The organism is Cellulomonas sp. NPDC055163 (genome assembly GCF_053607065.1).
In genome coordinates, this window is record NZ_JBSGSU010000001.1 from 452,653 (window position 1) to 470,589 (window position 17,937).

At 72.6% G+C, this 17,937-nt stretch carries 5 protein-coding genes; 1 reads left to right on the forward strand and 4 read right to left on the reverse strand.

Going from position 1 to position 17,937, the window contains the following annotated elements:
* Window positions 1-71: 71 nt before the first annotated feature.
* The 3 genes from ACWFNE_RS01995 to ACWFNE_RS02005 form a co-directional block, all read right to left on the reverse strand.
* Window positions 72-4,349 carry an FG-GAP repeat domain-containing protein gene (locus ACWFNE_RS01995; RefSeq protein WP_452120782.1) on the reverse strand — a complete coding sequence of 1,426 codons (4,278 nt, stop codon included), beginning with the start codon at window positions 4,347-4,349 and terminating at the stop codon, window positions 72-74.
* 582 nt (window positions 4,350-4,931) lie between these two features.
* Window positions 4,932-12,128, reverse strand: coding sequence for an RHS repeat-associated core domain-containing protein (locus ACWFNE_RS02000; protein WP_452120783.1), 7,197 nt, complete (start codon window positions 12,126-12,128; stop codon window positions 4,932-4,934).
* Window positions 12,129-12,180: 52 nt separating this feature from the next.
* Entirely contained in the window at window positions 12,181-15,099 is a 2,919-nt protein-coding gene (locus ACWFNE_RS02005) for a LamG-like jellyroll fold domain-containing protein (protein WP_452120784.1), read from the reverse strand.
* 449 nt (window positions 15,100-15,548) lie between these two features.
* On the opposite strand from ACWFNE_RS02005, the gene ACWFNE_RS02010 reads away from it, so the two are divergent.
* Window positions 15,549-17,105 carry a class I SAM-dependent methyltransferase gene (locus ACWFNE_RS02010; RefSeq protein ID WP_452120785.1) on the forward strand — a complete coding sequence of 519 codons (1,557 nt, stop codon included), beginning with the start codon at window positions 15,549-15,551 and terminating at the stop codon, window positions 17,103-17,105.
* Between the two features lie 20 nt (window positions 17,106-17,125).
* On the opposite strand, the gene ACWFNE_RS02015 is transcribed toward ACWFNE_RS02010, so the two are convergent.
* On the reverse strand, window positions 17,126-17,851 hold the full coding sequence (locus ACWFNE_RS02015; protein ID WP_452120786.1) for an MBL fold metallo-hydrolase: 726 nt from the start codon (window positions 17,849-17,851) through the stop codon (window positions 17,126-17,128).
* Between the last annotated feature and the right edge of the window lie 86 nt (window positions 17,852-17,937).

The following is a 17,937-nucleotide window of genomic DNA, read 5'->3' on the forward strand; positions in this document are numbered from 1 at the left end:
TGGGGGGGGGGGTGGCGGGGGGGGGGGGGGGGCGGCCGGCCCCTCGGGGGGCCCCCCCCCCCGCGTCCGGGTCAGCCGGGCCAGTTGTGGTCGTTCAGGTACCAGCGGCGTCCGTCGACCGAGCCGGCCGAGGTGCCACCGGAGCCGTCCCAGTTGCCCGTGACCGGGACGTGGGTCGAGCGGCCGAACGTGAAGACGTTCTCGGCGTACCCGTCGAACTGGTCGTTCAGGTGCCACGTCCCCGCACGCCAGACGCCCACGGTGTCCCGCCGGTCGCCGTTCCAGTCACCGACCACCGGGACGTCGGTCGCGGTCCCGTAGAGGAACGCGTGGTCCGGGGCCGAGCCGTCGTGCTGGTCGTTGAGGTACCACTCGCCCGCCCGCCACACCCCGGCGGTGTCGAACCCGTCGGCGTTCCAGTCGCCGACGAGCGGGCGGTCCGTCCCGTTGCCGTACTGGAAGACGTGCTCGGAGGCCGATGCGTCGTTCTGGTCGTTGAGATACCAGTAGCCGCCGCGGAACACGCCGACGGTGTCGATGCCGTCGCCGTTCCAGTCGCCGACGACCGGGACGTCGTCGTGGTTGCCGAACAGGAAGGCGTACTCGACGGGCGAGTCGTCGTTCTGGTCGTTGAGCCAGAACTTCCCGTCGCGGAACACCCCGACCGTGTCGATCCCGTCGCCGTTCCAGTCCCCGGAGAAGCGCACGTCCGTCGTGAGCCCGAAGTCGAGCACCCGGCTCGCGTTCGCCGCGTTCTGGGCCGCGAGCGCGCTGACCCGGTCCTGGACCCGGAGCTGGTCCGCGGGTGTCGAGGCGCTGTTGAGCTGGGCCCACGCCTTCGTCCCGCCCGACGAGAACCGCCACCGGCCGCTCGCGTCGGCGAAGAAGACGTCGGTCTTCTCGTCGCCGTCGACGTCGGCGAGCTGGAGCTGGTCCGTCCGGACGCCCGGCTCGGAGATCAGCGGGTTCCAGCCCGTGACGCCGCCGTGCGAGACGTACCACCGGCCGTCCGCCGGGTTCGACCAGAAGACGTCGGCCTTGCCGTCACCGGTCAGGTCGCCGAGCGCGAGCTGCTCGTTCGGGACGCGGCCGGCCCCGATCTGCGCCCACGCGGAGGTGCCCGCCCAGGAGACGAGCCACCGCCCGTCCGGGTGTGCGTAGAACACGTCGTCCTTGCGGTCCCCGTCGAGGTCGCCGAGCCGCAGGTCGGTCGCCCGGACTCCGGCCGCCGAGTTCAGGCGGACCCAGGACGCCGTGCCTCCGCTCGAGAAGTACCACGTGCTGTCCGCGGGGTTCACCCAGAAGACGTCGTCCTTCTTGTCGCCGTCCATGTCGGCGATCACCAGGTCGCCCGTCGCGGCCTCGGCGTACGCGAGCGGCTGCCACGGCTGGGTCGCGCCGTAGGAGACCTTCCAGCGGCGCTCGGCCGGGTCGGCGAAGAACACGTCGTCCTTGCCGTCGCCGTCGAAGTCACCGAAACGCAGCGCGTCGCCGGGGGCCTCGCGCGCACTGTTGACGCCGACGTACGGCGAGACACCGCCCCACGAGATGCGCCACCGCCCGTCGGCCGGGTCGGACCAGAAGACGTCCGCGGTGCCGTCGCCGTCGAAGTCCGTGCCGTCCGTGTTCCGCTTGGGGACGGTGGGTGTCGTCGTGTCGAGCCCCGGCGCGATCGTCGACGGGTTCGTGCACGAGGTGAACAGCTTCCCGGCGATCAGCTCCGAGGTGTACGTACGCACCTCCGAGACGGCACCGCGCCAGCCGCGCGCGGGGGCACCGGCGACCTTGGCCTGGCCGACGCGGAACGCCCCGGCCGCCTGCCAGGGCGCGGGGGCCCGGACCGGTGTCGCGCCGATCGCGTCCGGCTCCTCGACGGGGTTCTCGGCCGAGCCGATCCGGCACACCGAGAGCTGGAGGTCCCCGGCGGCCGTGCGGCTGCCCGCGAGCTGGACCCACGAGCCCGGCGTCACGGGCTCCTGGGACATGACCGCGACCTCCGGGGCACCGCCGGCGTCGCTCGACGGGACCCAGAACGCCCAGCAGCTCCCGGTGCCCGTCGGGCAGCTCGGGTCCTTGCGGTGGCCGAGCGTGAACCCGCTGACCCGCTGCCCGTCCTGGCTGACCGCGGCGTAGGTGCCGTTGGTGTCGTCGAGCCGGGCGAACGCCATGACGGAGTACGACGACCCGGCCGTGCGGACCACCGGCCGGGAGGAGCTCGCGACCTCCCCGGCGGCGTCGAAGGCCAGTGCCTGGTCGGCCCTGTTCGTGAACCAGCCGAGGCCGGGCGTGCGGGTCACGCCGCCCGAGACCGTGAGCGGCGCGGTGCCGCTCATGCTCACCGCGACCGTCCCGTCGGCGTCGTCGAGCTTCCACGCCTCGCTGAGGGCCGCGGTGTCGACGACGATGCGGTACTCACGCTTGGGGCTCGCCCAGCCGGCCGCGTCGACCGACCGCACGAACAGCCGGTGCGGCCCGCCGGTGGGCGGCGCGTACGAGATGGTCGTCGAGCTCGCCGGGGTCGAGAGGTCGAACGCCTCCGAGTCGAACGAGTACTCGTAGCGGACGACGTCGGCCGAGCCGCCGTTGCCGAACGTGAGCAGGCCGGGGATGCCGGAGCCGCCCGCGAGCGTGTCCTCCTTGTACTGCGCCGGCTGACCTGGGCTCGACTGGACGGTCGGCTGCGCCGGAGCCGTCAGGTCGACCGCGAACTCGCAGACCGTCGTCGGCCCCGTCAGACCGGCCGTGTCGACGCCCGCGACGCGCCACTGGTACAGCCCGCCGTCGTTGAGCGGCCCGGGGAACCGGACCGCGTGCTCGGCCCCCGAACCCTGCGCGGGCGTGAGTCCGCCGTCCCACACGTGGTGCGCCGTGTTGACGGCGCTGAACACGTCGAACGCCGCGTGCACGGCGTCACCCTCGGGGTCGCTGAGCTGTGCGGCGAACGTCGGCGTCGAGGTGCGGATGTACGGGCGGCCCGCTCCGTTGACGCACGCCGCGCCGGGGTCGGTGATCCGCACCGCAGCGGGCGCGTTCGGCGCCCGGTTGTAGGTCACCGAGAAGCTCGCGTCCCAGCCGTACCGCTTCCAGTACGCCATGGACGACTCGTCGACGGCGATGCCGAACGACGCCTGCGCGGTGTTCGCGTCCGCGACCGCGCGGGCCTGCGCCGACGCGTCGAACTCGATGCGACGCGGCTCGGAGCCGCCGCCGCAGCCGGCGCGGTGGGCGATCACGTGCGTCTGCAGCGGGTTCCAGTAGCCGCCGCCCGGGTAGGCGGTGCCCTGGTCGAAGTCGGCGACCGCGTAGAGCGTCACGGGCTGCGGGGTGCAGCTGTAGGAGTGCGTGCCGGTGACCGCGAACGTGGCGCCCGTGATGTCCGACGACGCGACGTTGCCGATGTCCTGGAGGCCCGCGAACTGCCAGAGCAGGCGGGACTGGAACGTCGTCGAGCAGGTCGTCGACGTCGCCCGCGAGCACAGGCCGACGCCCTCGTCACCGGTGAAGTCGTACCTGGTGCCGACGGCGGTCCTGACCGCGGAGCGGCGGTTGAGCGCGCCGCTGACGCCGGGGTCGATGTACACCGGCCACACCGTCTGCGGGTCGGCCAGCATGTCGGCGTCCGGCGTGATCGTGACCTCGTCGGCCGTCACCTCGGCGGGCAGGACCGCGACGTCCTCGCCGCCCACCGGCTCGACGGTCGGGTCTCCCTCGGCGAGCTCCGCACCGACCGCGGCGTCGGGAGCACCCGAGGCCGCCGGCTCGGCGGCCGACGAGTCCCACATGGCCGGGGTCGGGCTCGCGAACACCGTGGCGCCCGCCCCGTCCGTGGCGACGAACCCGCCGTCCTGGGCCTCGACCTCGATGCCGTCCGACGAGACGACGGGGAACGTCAGGTCGGCCAGGTCGGGGTGCGCCGCGGCCTCCGGGGACTCGACCCGGAGGACCTCGGAGAACCCGGTCGCGTCCTCGTTGACCGTGACGACCAGGTCGACACCCGGCAGCACCTCGTCGTACGTGAGCTGCGAGCCGTCGACCGTGGGCTCCGGCAGATCGAACGGCATCCCGAACGCGAGCTCGTGACCATCGCGCTCGATGGCCGCGAACTCCTCACCGTCGCCGCCTGCGCTGAACGACATCGGCGCGACGGCCGACGCGACGGTGAAGCCGCCATCCTCGGCGGGCACCAGCGTGGGGTCGACGTCGGCCCACTCGCCCGACGCCTTCGTGCGGACGGCGCCGGTGGACACCTCGAGGCGCATCGACCCGTCCGGCAGGGCGACAGTGGTGTTCCACTCCGTACGCGCGGAGAGCACCTCGACTTCGGCGCCGCACCGCTGCGCGAGCGCCACGGCCGCGAGTCTCTCGCTCGATTCGCTGACGCACGGCGCACTGACAGCGTTGTCGAGCGGCACGAGCCCCGCCCCGGACGCAGGGATCGCCGTCGTGGTCCCTGCAATCATTATGCCAAAAGCTAGCAGCGCCGGCGGCGCGTTCCTACCGCGTTGGCGCCGCGCAGCCATGAACCGGAAGTGCACGTTAGCCCCCTGAGGGTTAGGAACAACATACGAGATTTTGAGAACGTCGGAGATTGACCCGTGCATAGCGACGACGAAGAGCCAGGTGTATCAGTCCCCGACGACCCAAAGATAGTCGAATCTACCCGCAAGCTGACATAATTCCCTCAGCGCGATCAAGGACTCGCGCTCGCTAGAGCGGAGCTCGTCGGTCAGGAGTGCGTCCACTTCCTCGACAACTCGCTTCATCTGGATATGGTTAAAAACAGTGTCGCCATACAAGTTGATACCCGAGAGCAACGGGAACCGGTCTATGTCGAAGCTCGCGATTGGCGGGTCATACGCCATAGGCGCGCGAGCTTTCAGATCGCGGTTCTCTCCGCGAAGGATCAAAGCGACAGGCATCACATTCCTCCACTAACGCCCAGGAAACAATGTCAACAGATACCCGTCGTACTGGTCGCGAATGACGGTGTAAACGTGCGTCGATTCACCCAAGGGGTTTGAAAGCGACCGATTCGTGACCCCAACAGGTCGAGGGCTCTCAAGGGTGTAGACGATGTTTCCGCTTTTCGGGCTCCGGCGCCCAATCTGCCCGACGGTTGAGGTCGCGAGCGCCTCCAGGTCGACGTCTGGGCCGAAGAGGCTCGAGGTATCGTCTACCTCTGCGCCTCCCGGCGTGTGCCGGCTAGTGGCGTGGGCGATTCCCTCGGCGGCTTCCTCGCATGCATTGTGCACAAGAATCGGTGTTTGACCCGCGTAGTACGTGTGCACATCGATGATCTCGAGGTTGTACGCGGTGAGGAAACGGTGATCCATCGTGCTGGCTGCGACGGTCCTGGGTCCATCGTTGGTCAGGACCTCGTCACCCACGGAGACGTCGATCGCCTTGATGAACGTCCTGTTGCCAGTCGTCCAGACGGGGTGCCCCGCGGTGGCGTCGATTTTCGTCCCGTCGGACAGTGTCAGCTTGACCATGACGTGTAGGCCGGAGTGCCGGATAGCAGTCTTGACCGGACGAGCGACGGTGATACCAGCCTCTGGGTCAGTCGCGATGATCGTGTCGCCGACCTTCACGTCCTCGATCGGCTTCTGCGAGCCGTTCGCCATCAGCACCGGCGTGCCTGCCGTGAAGCTGTTGACGCTGCACGACGACGCCTCGGTCTTTCCACTCGGCGCCGACGGCTTGTCCGGGCCTGCGTTCGCGTTTGGCTTCGCAGCGGGCGGCGAGCTCGACGCGGCCGGGGGCTTCGCCGAAGCGGGCGTTCCACGAGAGGCCGTACTCGCGCGCGCGCTCACCGCCGTCGACGCACGGCTCGACGTAGCCGTCGCCGCCTTGCTCGAGGAGGTCGCGGCCCGGATGGCACCTGGGATCTTCGTCGCCAGCTTTCCCGCACTGCCGCCGACCGCCCCGAGGATCCCGCCGATCGCCGTGTCACGGGCGAGGCTGCCCCACGAGAACTTCTGCGTCTTCTGGACCTTCGTCTTCCACAGGTTCGTCGCCGCGGCCCCAGCGGCACCACCGAGCGCGAGGCACCCGACGCTGCCGACGCCGCCGGTCGCCGCGAGGCACCCAGCCGTGACGAGCCCGCCGGCGACGAACCCGACGATGTCCGCCTGGTACTTCTTGACGAACCCGGCAGCCCCGCTCGCCGCCGACTTGGCGCCCTTCTTGACGGAGTTCCAGACGCTGCCCCACGAGAGCATCCCGGTGGGGTCCCAGTACGTCATCGGGTTGTTGTCCGCGTACGTGTACGCGGCCCACTGCTGCGGCTTGCCGAGGTCCATGACCGGGTCGACGGAGATGAACCTGCCGAGGGTCGCGTCGTAGTACCGCGCCCCCATCTGCGTCAGGCCGGTGGCGTCGACCGGCTTGTTGAGGAAGCCGTGGTCGCCGGGCCACGCCGGGGTGCCGCCGCGGGCGTTGCCGAACGGGTCCATGCGGCGGTTCGTGACCGCGTGCGTGGCGTTGTCGATCGACAGGCTCGCGGTGGCGTGCGGGTCGTTCACGAGGCTCGTGACGTCCGCCATGTCCGGGCCGGTGCGGACGGCGACGGTGTTGCCGCCGAACCCGTAGTACCGGGTCGCCTTGACTGCGCCGGTGCTCACCGTGAGGTTGAGCTCCTGGCCGCCGGGCAGGTAGACGGTCGTCACGCCTCCCTGGCGCCGGACGAGCCGGTCACCCTCGGGCGTGTAGACGTACGAGCCGGCCGTGGTGGTCCCCGACTCGGTGACCGTCGAGAGTCGGCCGTCCGCGTCCCACGTGAGGGTCTGGGCCGGCTTGCCCGCGCGATTGCGCGTCGTGGTGTTGCCCGACGCGTCGTAGCCGTAGGTGTCCGTCGTGACGCCCGTGGGCGCCGTGGTCGTCACCTTGGTCACGCCGTGCGGCCGCGCCTGACCCGGGGCCGGGTAGGTGTACGCCCGCGTCGTGTCGCCCGCGGCGGTGTGCTGGACCTCGCTCGTGCGGTTGCCGACCACGTCGAACGTGTAGTCGGTCCAGTACGGCGCGGGGCCACCGAGTCCGGCGACGCTCGGGGCCGTGGCGCAGCTGGCGTTCGCCGGCGTCCACGCCCGGCTCAGGCGCTGGAGCCCGTCGAACGTGAAGCACTGCGCGTCGACGGGCTTGCCGGTCGGGCGGTCGACGATCGACGTCGGGTTGCCCGCAGCGTCGTACGTGTACGTCGTGTCCGAGTCGTAGCCCGAGACCTTCTCGCGCTGCGTCCACGTCTTGCTGAGCCGGCGCGTGCCGGTCTCGTAGCTGTAGTTGACGAAGTCGACGTACGCGTTGCCGACGCTGTACTGCAGCAGCTCGCCGTACACGTCGTAGAGCGAGCTCGAGACGTACGCACCGAACCCGTTGGCGGCGAGCTTCTCCGGGACGGAGAGTGCGTCGTAGTACGTCGAGACGGTCTCCTCGCCGAGCCCACCGGCGGCCGGGAGCACGACGCGCTTCTGCTGGCCGTCGGGCGTGTAGGTGTACTTGGTCGTGTAGGTGCCGGCGACGGCACCCTCGGCGGCCGGGATGCTGACCGACTGGCCGAGCGGGCGGTACCCGTCGTCGTACGCGGTCACCGCGGTCGTGTACGCGGCGCCCGCGACGTGGCGGGTCGAGGACGTGAGCTGGCCCTTGGCGAGCGTGTCGTACGTCCACGACGCCTGGAGCGCCCCGGTCGCCGAGCCGTCGCGCTGCTCGACCGGACGGCCGAGCCCGTCACGCACCACGACCGAGGTGCGCGAGCGCGCGTCAGTGGTCGAGACGACCTGGCCCGCGTCGTCGTAGGTGGTCGACGACGCGCCCTTGTCGGGGTCGGTCGTCGCGATCTGGCGGCCGCGCAGGTCGTACGTGTACGTCCAGCGGTTGCCCGCAGCGTCGGTGACGGCTGTCTGACGGCCTGCACGGTCGTAGGTGTACGACGTCGCGACGAAGTCGCCCGCGGGCTGCGTGCCCGTGTACTGGCGCAGCTCGACCATCTGCCCGCGGGCGTCGGTGATCGACGTCTCGGGGACGGTGCCGTCGGGCGGGTCGACGCTCACGCGGTCGCCGCCGTAGGTGGTGCTCGTGCGCCACCGCTCCTGCTCGCTGACGTCGAAGATCTCCGCCGTCGGGCGCCCGGCTCCGTCGTAGACGTAGCGCGTGCGCGACGGGACCGCGACGGTCGCCCGGACGAGCGTCGAGCTGGGCTCGCCCGTGGTGAACCACGAGCCGTTCTCGTGGTCGACGAGACCGCGGCTGTCGTACTTGGTGTCCGTGACGATGCGTCCCGGGGTGCCGCGGGCCGCGGACACCGACTGCGTCTGGCGCGGCCGGAGCATGCCGTCGTAGAGCGCGACGGTCGACTGGTACGTCTCGTTCGCGGTCAGTGCCTGGGTCGTGACCGTGTTCGGCCCGGTGGTGGAGACCGTGTACGTGAACTTCATGTTCGGCGTCGCCGTCGCCTGCGGGCGGCCCGGGAGCCAGACCGCGGTGGTGCGGCCGAGCGCGTCGGACGTCGCCGACGTCACCTTGCCGTTCGGGTCGATCGACCGGACGGGCGCGCCCCACGCGGGGTTGACCTCGGTCGTCGACGTCTGCGCCGTGAGCGGGCCCGAGCCGTCGGGGTCGGGGCTCGTCTGGGACGTCGCCGTGAGCGGGCCGCCTGTGGCGGGCGTGTAGCTCGTGGTCGACTTCCGGCCGAGCACGTCGGTCGTGCTGGTCGGGCGGCCGTGCGCGTCGTACGTCGTGGTGCCGTCCGTGACGTAGACCGGCGTCGCGCCCGAGTAGCTGCCGAGGCTCTGGGTGGTCGTGACGAGGCCGCGGGTCGGTGCTGCGCCGACGGCGAGACTGTCGTAGCCGACGCGGGAGTCGCTGATGACGTCCGTGGGACGCGACGGGGCGACACCGCAGCCGACCCCGACGACCTCCGTGCGCGAGGACGTCGCGACGATGTGCGCCGCGGTGCTGCGCGCGTACTCGACGCGGGTGCAGCGGTCGTCCGCGGCGGTCGTCACGTCTCCCTGGTCGTCGACCTGCGTCGTCAGTCCGTACGTGGAGTCGTACGTCGTGGTGATCCGCGTCGTCCGCTTCCCGCCCGGCAGGGCCGGGGCGGCGGTGCGCTCCTCGACCGCACCGATCCCGACGAGCGTCGCCTTCGACCCGTCCGCACCCGTCGCCGTCGGCGCCGAGACCCACGGGGTGTTCACGGTGCCGGAGATCTCCGCGCCGCCGACGCCGTCGTACGCGACCTCCTCGCGCACGAAGCCGTTGAGCCGGTCCTCGTCCGGGATGCCGTCGATGAGCACCGACCGCGTCCCGCCGTTCGGGAGCCGGTCGCCGTGCATGCCGCGGAAGTACCGGGTGCGGCTCAGCGAGCGCTGCGGCGCCGTCGGGGCGCCGGTAACGACGTCGACCGTCGCGTAGCCGCGGAACTCGTTCCACGTGCGCTCCGCGACCGGGACGAGCGGGTTGTCGTCGAAGTGCCAGGCGGCGTCGCCGTGGTACGTGTACGCCGTCTGCACCGACAGCGACCCGTCGTCGTTCGGGTTCTCCACGACCGACGTCACGAGGTACTTGTGGAAGTACTCGCTGATCTGCGGGCCCGTGCCCTCGGGCTGCCACCGCACCGGGAAGCAGCGGCGCGTGTTGGACTCCGGGGACGCGGGCAGGTTCGCCGAGGTGCAGTCCTGCGGCGTGTAGTTGACCGAGACGCGCGCGCCGGTCTCGGTGTCGAGCGCGTTGAGGCGGAAGCGGTTCATCGGCGGGCCGAGGTCACCGAGCTTGTCGACACGGTTGGCCATCTGGACGCCGTAGAAGCGGATGTCCGGCAGCTGGATCGCGGTGCCGACCATGCCCTTGTGCCCGATGCGGTCGAGCCACAGCGCCTTGCTGGTCGAGTCGCCCGGGTCGGGGAACGTGTGCGTGAGCGTCCACGCGTCGACCGACTGGTACGCCGAGCCCGAGCGGACCTGCGTCGTCACGCCGGTGAGGCGCTTGTTCGTGAAGAACGCCGGCGACGTGACCCACGGGCACGACGTCGTCGACGTGCAGATGAGGTCCGCGGGGACGTCGGGCCACGACCCGGCCGTCGACGCGTTGAGCTGCGCCGGGTCGCACGTCACGCCGGAGGTCGGGAGGCAGCGCTCGGCGACGGCGAACTCGACGCGCATCGGCGCCGGGGCGGACGACTCGGTGCCGGCGCGCTGGCCGTACTCGATCGACGTCGGGTAGCCGCCGCGCACGTAGGACGAGACGGCGGTGTTCAGGTTCCGCCCGTAGGTGTTGGTCTCCTTCGCGTACGTCGTCGTCAGCGTGTTGCCCGACGTGTCGACGATGTACTCGAGGTTCCAGCGCCACGTCTGCATGCAGGACGAGGACGCGAACGCCGCGTTGTAGCAGGGCTCACCGGGGTGGTTGCCGAAGACGGGAACGGACCACGCCGAGTTCGTCTTGGTCGTGTCCGTCGCGGACCGCTGGCCGCGCCCGAAGAAGTACTGGGTGCCGTCGGTCGTCGTGACCTTCCAGTACTCGCCGTCGTTGTCGTCGTTGAAGCCGCCGGTCAGGCGCTCGACGCGCGTGCCGTCGTCCTCCTTGAGCCGCCACGCACCGGTCGCGGCGTCCTTGACGAGCTCGCTCGAGTGACCCGCGAGCGCGAGCGTCGCGTTGTCCGACGACCAGCACAGGTCCCCGGTGATCCGCGAGACGTTGTTCGCGCTGCCCGTGGCGTCCTGCCCGCACGAGACGTACTTGCGCTCGAGGAAGCCGGTCTGCAGGTCCCAGCCGTCACCGATCCACGAGGACTGGTTGTTGGTCGAGGCGACCTTGCCGTCGACCGCGCCCGACGAGTAGGACAGCGCCAGGTCCGGCTCGGGGCCGCCGACGCTCGGCGGGACGCGCATCGGGTACGACCAGCTGAACGTGCCGGTCTGCCCGGCGACCTGCCAGGACGACGACGGCGACAGCGACGTCGCACCGAAGTTGCCCGACGACCCGGACCCGCCGGCGGCGACCGCCATGACGCCGACCGACGCGGCCGAGACCTTCGCGGTGACCGTGGAGGACGTCGTGTCGTTCGTGGACTCGAGCGGCGTCTGGACGCGGCACTCGGCGCGGTTCGGGGTGGTCAGCGCGCAGTCGGGCAGGCTGACCAGGCGGAGCCGTGCGGACCAGCCGCCGCCGTAGGCCTCGGCGAACGAGGAGTAGTCGACGGCCACCTCGAGCGGGACGTCGACGGCGGGGGCCGGCTCGGGCTCGGTGGCGTCGGGCTGCGTCGCGTCGGGCTCGGCTGCGTCCGGGGCCGCCTTCTCCGGCTCGGACGTCTCCGGCGCGGCGGGGGCCGCCGGCGCGCCGGGCTGCGGGGTCGCGGGAGCCGACGGCGTCGCGGTCCCGGCTGCGGCGCTCGGGCTCGCCGACGGCGTGGACGCGGGGGTCTCGACCGTCGCGCGCTTCGCCTCGTCGCCGGCCCCGGCGGTGGAGCGCCGGGCGGAGGTCTGCGCGATGACCGCGCCGCCGCGCGGGGACGTCGTCGGGCGGACGACCGCTCCCGGCTTCGTCGGGGTCGCCGTGGGCGTCGCCGTCGGGGTCGCTGCGGGGGCCGGCTCCGCGGGAGCCGCCGCGACCGGGTCGCCGAGGCGGATCAGCACGCCCTCGACGCCGGCCCTCGCGGCGGCGTCCTGGTCGAGCACCTCGACCGGGACCTCGGTGGGCGCAGGGGCCTGCGCCGCAGCACCGGCGCGCGCGGCGGCGTCCGCCGGCGCAGCCGCCTCGGGCGCCCGGCCGACCCGCACGAACTCCGCACCGGCGCCGTCACCGGACTCGGCGGCAGCGTCCGCGCCCTCGCTGGCGACGGACTCGGTGCCCTTCCACGCCTTCGGGAACCGCGGCGGGGCAGGCAGAGCGATCGGCATCGGCTTGCGCGGGAGCTTCGCCGCCGCCGGGACGTTCTTCGCCGGAATCGGCTTGGTGACGTCCTTGCGCTCGGGCGCGATGTCCTCGGCGTGCGCGAACAGCTCGTCGAGCTCCCAGCTCGCGCGCTCCTCGTCGGCGTTCGCCGCCGCCGGCACCGTCGCCCCGAGCGTCGCGAGCAGCGCCGCCGTCACCACGCCGACGATCGTCCGTCGCATCCCGCTGCCTGCAGCCATCCGGCTCGTCCTCATCGTGAGTCGTCTCTCTCGTCGGTCGTACGTCGTCGGGTCAGCCGGCAAGGCAGGCGTTGAAGATCGTGCGCGTGTCGAGCACGCCGTAGGACAGCCGCACGTCGCTCACGGAGCCGGGCCACGCGCGCACGGGCGTCGAACCGGAGCGGGCCTGACCGAGGCGGAGCGGGCCGTCGGCGCTCCAGGTCGTCGTGAACGCGGCCGCTGTACCGGGCACGGGGTCGGGCTCCTCGACCGGTGCGTCCGCAGTGCCGAGCTTGCAGACCGAGACCTGCAGGGTGCGGTCACCCGCGGACTGCGTGCCGGTCAGCTGGTACCAGGCACCGGGCTCGACCGGGACCGACGAGCGCGCGACGACCGCCGCAGCCGTGCCGGAGTCGGTCGCCTGGCGCCAGAACGCGAAGCAGCGGGCCGTCCCGGCCGGGCAGGCGGTGTCCTCGCGCACCCCCAGCTCGAAACCACTGGTCGCGGTCCCGTCCTGGCTCACGGCCGTGGCCGAGCCCGACGTGGCGCCCGGGTCGAGCCGCACGAACGCCATCACGGAGAACGACCCCGTCGCCGAGATCATCGGTCCCGAGCTCGTCGCCACGTCCTGCACCGAGTCGAAGACCAGCGCGCGGTCCGTCGCCCTCCCACCGACCTCGGCCCGCACCCCCGGCCCACGACCGGTCGACGCCGTGACGGTCAGCGCCGCACCCGCGACGTTCGCCGCGGCCGTCGTCGTCCCGTCCGGCTCGTCGAGCATCCACCGCGCGCCGTCCGCCGCGAAGTCGACGGTGAACCGGTACAGCCGCTCGTCGCTCACGTTCCCCGCGGCGTCGACGGAGGTGACACGCAGCGTGTGCGGGCCGGCCGTGTCGGGCATGAACGGGACGACGATGCTCGCGCCGGGGACGACCGGGCCCATGCCCGAGCTGCCGAACGCGTACCGATAGCCCACGACGTCACCCGAGCCGGCGCTGCTGAGCGTGAAGCTCCCCGGGACGCCGATGCCACCGGCCGCACCGTCCTCGACGTACGCGGCGCGTCCGGCCGGGGCGGGCGCCACGGCGGCGACGCCGGGCACGGCGGGACGGGTCACGTCCACGGTGAACTCGCAGAACCCGTACGCGCTGAGCCGGCCGCTGGTGTCCTGGCTGCGGACGCGCCACGAGTACGTCTGCCCGTCCTTGAGCAGCCCGGCGGGCACACGCACCGCCTGGTCCGCCCCCGAGACCTGCGGCGCGCTCCAGCCGGAGCTCCAGAGCTCCGCGAGCGGTGAGGTCACGTGCATCTCGAAGACCGAGCGCAGGTTCTCGCCGTCGGGGTCGGCGAGCGTCGCACGCAGCACGGGCGTCGCGCTGCGGATCGACGGGCGCGCCGCGCCGATCGCGCAGCCGGAGTCCGGCTCGGTGGTCCGCACGCGCGTCGGCGGCGTCGGGGTGCGGTTGAGCTCGATCGAGAGCCTGGCGTCGTAGCGGTACCGCTTCCAGGCCGCCATGGTCGACTCGTCGGCTGCCAGCCCCACCGCGAGCACGGACGCGTCGTACTGCGCGACGGCCTGCGCCGCGCCCGTCGCACCGAACTCGATCCAGCGCACCGGCGAGTCGGCGCAGGCGGCCTTGTGGGCGACGACCTGTGTGCTCTGCGGGTTCCACAGCCCGCCGCCCGGCCACGGCGTCGTCGACGTGAAGTCGGCGGTCCAGTAGAGGGTCACCGGCTGGGGGGTGCAGCTGTAGGAGTGCGTGCCGACCGCGGAGAACGTCGCGGACACGACCTCGGACGGGTCGATCGCACCGATGGCCTCGAGGCCGGCGAAGCGCCAGAGCACGCGGCTCGCGAACGTCGTCGGGCACGTCGTCGAGGTCGCGCGGTTGCACAGGCCGACGCCCTGGTCGGGGTTGAACCCGAAGTCGGGCCCGTAGGCGGACCGCACCGCGGTCCACGAGTTGAGCGACCCGCTGACCGACGGGTCGATGTGCACCGGCCAGACGGTGTCGGGGCTCGTGAGCATCTCGGCGTCCGGGACGACGACGACCTCGTCGCCCGTGACCTCCGCGGGCATCCACGCGACCGACTCGCCGCCGAGCGGCGCGACCGCACGGTCGCCGCCGTCGGTGTCGGGCGCGCGCTGCACCCCGACCGTGCGGGCCGGAGCCGGGCGGCGTCCGCCGGGCAGCGCGAACGCGGGGAGGGTGACCACCGGCGCGTCCGCGGAGTCCCACATCGCCGGCGTGGGGCTCGTGAAGACCTCCTCGCCGCCCGCGTCGCGCGCCGCGAAACCACCGTCGTCCTCGACGACGTCGAGCCCGTCGGACACGACCACGGGGAAGGCGATCTCCTGGAGCCGCGGGTCTGCGGCGGCCTCGGGCGACTCGACGCGCAGCACCTCGGAGAAGCCCGTGGCGTCCGGGTTCACGGTGACCACGAGGTCGACGCCCGGGAGGACCTCGTCGTACGTGAGCTGCGACCCGTCGACCGCCGGCTCGGGCAGGGCGAACGGCACGTCGAAGGTGAGCTCGTGGCCGTCGCGCTCCATGCGCACGAGCGGCTGCCCGTCCGTCCCGTCGCTGAACGTCATGGCGGTGACCGGGGCCGCGACGCGCAACCCGTCGACGCCCGGGACGACCGAGCTGTCGACGTCGACCCACGCGCCGTCCTGCTGGGTGCGGACCGCGGCAGCCGACAGGTCGAGGCGCGTCGTCCCGTCGGGCTGCGCGTAGGTGGTGCTCCACTCGGTGCGCTCGGAGAGGACCTCGACGTCGGTGTCGCACCGCGTCGCGAGGGCCGCCGCGACGGACGCGTCGGCGGTCTCGGCGACCGCGTCGCAGCCGTCGTCCGCGCTCGCCACGGGTGGGTCGCCCAGCGTGCGGGGCGCCGCGGCGCCGGGCACCACGGTGCCGACCGCGAGAGCAGTCCCCAGGACGAGGACGAGGGCGCCACGGACCCCGGTGAACGCGCGCGTCGACCAGCCCACCTGCACCGTCGCCCCCCGGATCCTCCCGGGCACGGCGCCCGAAGTGAGGTCAAGGTAGCGACTGACGGCAGTCACGCGGGCGGGTTTGAGAGGCCAGTTTGGAGCCGCCTGTGAACACCCTGTGAAATGCGCGGATGTTGCCCGGAACCGAGTCACACACCTCGGTTCGTTGGCACCCGAACGGGTGAGACGCACCGCGGCGGGCCGCAGGGCTCGCTCGGGCTCGCTCAGCCGGGTGGGGAGACGACTGCGTCCTCGTCGCGCGCATCGACGGCAGGGTCGTCGACGTCGACGCGCCGAGCGTGTCCCTCCAGCCCGGCGAGCTCGGCGGCACGGCGTGCACCGCGCTGCCGGACGACCTCCGACCGCCGCACTGAGAGGGGGCCGCTGCTCCGCCGTCCGGGCGACGCCCGCCCGGACGGGTGTCCAGGAGTGGCATCCTGCTCGGCATGTCCGCGCGCGTGCGTCACGTCCTGCTCCCCGGCCGGCACCACCTGGTGACCCGGTTCCAGACGGCGTACCTGCACGCGCTGCTCGGTGGGGAGCTCGCCGACTCGGCGGGAGAGCGCGTCGTGTGCGACCTCGACGCGAACGTCGTCTGGGCCGTCACCTCGGCCACCCACAGCGGCACGCGGCGCAACCCCCTCCCGGCGCACCGGCGTGAGGCGATGATCGAGCGGGTCACGGCCGTCGAGGGGCTGCCCTCGGTCGTCGCACCCGTGGCCGACGTCCCGCCGAGCCCGCGGTTCGCGCGCACCGTCCTCGCGAGCGTCGAGCTGACGACGGGCGTGACGGCCACCCCGGTCGACACGGTCGTCGCGTGCTCGACCCCCGAGGTCGCCGCGATGTACGCCGACCTGGGCTTCCGCGTCGTCCCCGTCGAGGACGCGTGCGACGACGCGCCCGACCGGCCCTGGGACGTCCTCGAGCTGCTCGCCACGGGCGACGAGCGCTGGCGGGACCTCGCGCACCCCGAGGTCGTGCACTTCTACGACCGGTACCGGCTCGGCGACGCGATCACGCTCATCCACGAGGACCCGACCGTCTCGACCGAGGGTGACCTCACGACGACGCGCGACTACCGCACGTACACCGCGGCGTTCGACGACGCGTCCGACCGCAAGTGGGACCTCGTCGCACCGTTCGTCGTGCCAGGCCGCGTCGTCGACCTCGGGTGCGCGGCGGGCGGGCTGCTCGAGCGTGCCGCCCGCGACCCGCGGCTCGCCGAGTCGGACCTGTACGGGGTCGACATCTCCCGTCACCTCGTCGCCGAGGCCGAGCACCGGCGCGCGCAGGGCGTCTTCGCGAACCCGAACGTGTTCTTCGCGCAGCGGAACCTGCTGCGCTCCCCCGTCTTCCCGGCGGCCACGGTCAGCACGACCCTCACCGTGGCGCTGACCCACGAGATCTCGAGCTACGGCGCCGGGCGCAGCGACCTCGAGCTGCTCGCGAAGCGGATCTACGAGCACACCGCGCCCGGCGGGGTGTGGGTCTGCTCCGACGTGCTGGGCCCGCAGGGCGGGGACCGGACCGTGCACCTCGCGCTCGACGGCAGCGGCGCCGGGGTCCGGCCCGCCGACCTGGGCGAGCGGCCGCGGGAGGACGTCGCCGCGCACGTCGCCGCACTGTCCCCCGCGGAGCGGCTCGCGCAGTTCGCCCAGGACTTCCCGGCGCTGTCCGGCGGCGAGTGCGACGTGCGGTGGGTCGACGACTCCGTCGCGGAGCTCACGCTGCGGGCCGCCGCGGAGTACCTGTACACGCGCGACTACGTCGACTCCTGGCTGTCCGAGTGCCACGAGCGGTTCTGCGACATGACGTGGCCCGACTGGGTCGAGCTGCTCGAGGGCGTCGGGTTCGTGGTCGACCCCGCGAGCGGGCCGTGGCGCAACGAGTGGCTCGTCGAGAACCGGCTCTCGGTCGGGGCCGAGCTGCGCGACGCCGCGACGGGCGGGCCCGTCGAGTGGCCGGACACGCACGTCACGTTCGTGGCGCGGCGCCCGCTGTAGCCGCGACGGCGCGGCGCCCGTCAGCCCCGCGCGGCAGCGGCTGCCTGCCGGACCTCCTCCTGCACGGCCGCCAGGTCCCCGCGCCACGGGGTGCCGTGACCGGGCAGGACCCACGTCGCGGCCAGGCCGGCGAGTCGCGACAGCGAGTCGAGGGCCTGGTCGGGTCGGTCGGTGAAAGGGGCCGGCTGCAGTCCGGTGCGGCCGGTCAGCACGTGCCGCGTCGTGAGCGCGTCGCCCACGAAGACGGCGTCGGCGACCGGGACGTGCACCGCGATGCTCCCGGGCGAGTGGCCCGGCATCCCGACGACGCGCGGTGACCCGGGCAGCGGCAGCACGTCGCCGTCCTGCACCTCGACCACCTCGGTGAGGTAGGTCGTGCGCAGCCCGCCCTTGCGCAGCGCGTAGGCGAAGAAGCCGACGAGCGCCCTGACCCGGGTGGGGCCGAAGGACGCTGTGGGCTTGTCACCACCGCGAGCGCGCTCGGCGTCGGCGGCATGCACGTAGACGGGCACGCCGTGCTCGCGTCGGAGCCGTTCGGCGAAGCCGATGTGGTCCGTGTCGCCGTGGGTGAGCACGAGCCCGCGCACGTCCGCGGGCGTGCGGCCCATGGCCTCGAGCTCGGCCAGCAGCTCGGACCAGTGCCCGGCGAGGCCGGCATCGACGACGGTGACGCCCTCGTCGGTGTCGACCAGGTACGCGGCGACGACGTCGTTGCCGATGCGGTGCAGGTGCGGCGCGAGCTTCATGGGATGCCCCTCCGGGATCGTCGCGTGATGTAATGGCTACGGTACTTAGCCATCATGGCTAACGTCAATAGCCATGAGAGGCGCGC